This window comes from Variovorax sp. 20P10.2.4 (assembly GCF_058244205.1).
The window spans coordinates 1-2,188 of the sequence record NZ_JBZAYE010000932.1 but is presented as its reverse complement, the minus strand read 5'-3'; the positions used below and the strand labels follow the sequence as shown (position 1 = coordinate 2,188).

Below are 2,188 nucleotides of genomic sequence, written 5' to 3'. Positions count from 1 at the left end.
TGTGACGACCGGCAACGACGATAAGGCATCCGAATGAGCTCCCCTGGCAACCCCCGCAATTCCCTGGTCGTCGGCGTCGACGTCGGCGGCACCTTCACCGACCTGTTCGTGCTCGACGAGGCGAAGGGCACGGCGCGCATCGTCAAGGTGCCGTCCACGCGCGGCGAGGAAGCGCGCGGCTTCATGAACGGCGTGGCACGCGTGGCCGATTCGGCCGCGGCCATCGCCACCATCGTGCACGGCACCACCGTCGGCACCAATGCGCTGCTCGAGCGCAAGGTGGCGCGCACCGGCATCATCACCACGCGCGGCTTTCGCGACGTGCTCGAGATGCGCCGCCGCGACCGGCCCCAGACCTGGGGCCTGCGCGGCAGCTTCCTGCCCGTGGTGCCGCGCGATCTGCGCCGCGAGGTCGACGAGCGCGTGCTGGCCGACGGCACCCTGCACACCGCGGTCGATCTCGACCAGGTGCGCGCCGAGGCGCGCGCGCTGCTCGAGGCCGGTTGCGAGGCGGTCTGCGTGTTCTTCATCAACACCTATGCCAATCCGGCGAACGAGCGGCTCGCGGTCGCGGCAGTGCGCGAGCTCTGGCCGAATCCGCACGTCACCTCGGCCAGCGAGGTGCTGCCCGAGATCCGCGAGTTCGAGCGCTGCTCGACCGCCACGCTCAATGCCGCGCTGCAGCCGGTGGTGGGCAGCTACCTCGGCCGGCTCGAGTCGGACCTGCGCGCGCAGGGCTTCGCGGGCGAACTGCTGGTGGTGCAGAGCAACGGCGGCGTGATGTCGCGCCAGACCGCGAGCGACCTGCCAGTGCGCACCGCGCTGTCGGGCCCGGCGGCCGGCGTGATCGCCTGCGCGGCCATCGCGCGCGCGGCCGGCTTTCCGAATGCGATCACCGGCGACATGGGCGGCACCTCGTTCGACGTCTCGCTGGTGGCCAACGGCGAGGCCGCGCTGGCCGCGCAGACCGCGATCGAGTTCGGGATGGTGATCCGCTCGCCGATGATCCAGATCGAGACCATCGGCGCGGGCGGCGGCTCCATCGCCTCGGTGGATGCGAGCGGCATGCTGCAGGTGGGCCCCGAGTCGGCCGGCAGCGTGCCGGGCCCGGCCTGCTACGGGCGCGGCAACATGCGCCCGACCGTGACCGATGCGAACGTGCTGCTGGGCCGCATCGCGGCCGACCGGCCGCTGGGCGGCGGTTTGCTCGCGGCACTCGACGCCGAGAAGTCGCGCCAGGCCATCGAGGAACACGTCGCGCGCCCGCTGGGCCTGGACGTGCACGCGGCCGCCGAGGCCATTCTCACGGTCGCCAACGCGCGCATGGCCGGCGCCATTCGCCTGGTGTCGATCGAGCGCGGCCACGATCCGCGCCGCTTCGCCTACATGCCCTTCGGCGGCGGCGGCGCGCTGCACGTGTGCGCGATGATGCGCGAGGTCGGCGTGGCCACGGGCATCGTGCCGCGCTACCCCGGCGTGACCTCGGCGCTGGGCTGCGTGATCGCCGACATGCGCCACGACGCGGTGCAGACCCTCAACAAGCCGCTGGCCGAACTCGACGTGGTGGAGGTCCAGCGCCGCATCGACGAGCTGGCCGCGAGCTGCCAGCAGCGCCTCGATTCCTCGGGCGTGCGCTTCGACGAGGTGCGCGAGGTGATCGCGCTCGACATGCTCTACGCGGGCCAGACCCACACGCTGCCCGTGGTGCTCGGCAGCGCGCCGCTCACGGCCGCGGCCATCCGCGCCGCCTTCGAGGCCAGCTACACGGCCGCCTTCGGCCGCGTGCTCGAGGGCATCGCGATCCGCGTGATGAACCTGCGCTATGCACGCATCGGCGTGCGGCCCAAGTTCGACCTGAAGGTGCTCGCGCCCGAGGGACAGGGCAGCACCGCGCCGCTGGGCACCCAGCGCGTGTTCCACGACGGCCGCTGGCACGAGGCGCAACGCTATGCGCGCCTGGAGCTGCCGGTGGCCGCGCGCATCGAGGGGCCCGCGATCCTCGAGCAGGCCGACACCACCGTGTGGCTCGAACCCGGCTTCCATGCCGAGGTCGATGCGCACGGCAACCTTCTCGTGAGGCTGTCATGAGCGAAACCAGGCAACCGATCGCGGCACCCACCGCGCTGGTCATCATCGACCTGCAGAACGACTTCCTCGACCCAAGGGGCGCCTATGCGCGCGGCGGCGA

General features: G+C 72.1%; 1 protein-coding gene. It reads left to right on the top strand.

Annotation, left to right across the window (positions count from 1 at the left end; genetic code table 11):
- The first annotated feature begins 33 nt into the window (after nucleotides 1–33).
- Nucleotides 34–2,088 carry a hydantoinase/oxoprolinase family protein gene (locus AC27VN_RS39580; RefSeq protein WP_490880230.1) on the top strand — a complete coding sequence of 685 codons (2,055 nt, stop codon included), beginning with the start codon at nucleotides 34–36 and terminating at the stop codon, nucleotides 2,086–2,088.
- Nucleotides 2,089–2,188: the final 100 nt, after the last annotated feature.

Excerpts from the sequence above, each read along its gene's own strand:
- AC27VN_RS39580 (WP_490880230.1), top strand. The coding sequence starts at position 34 with ATGAGCTCCCCTGGCAACCCCCGCAATTCCCTGGTCGTCGGCGTCGAC.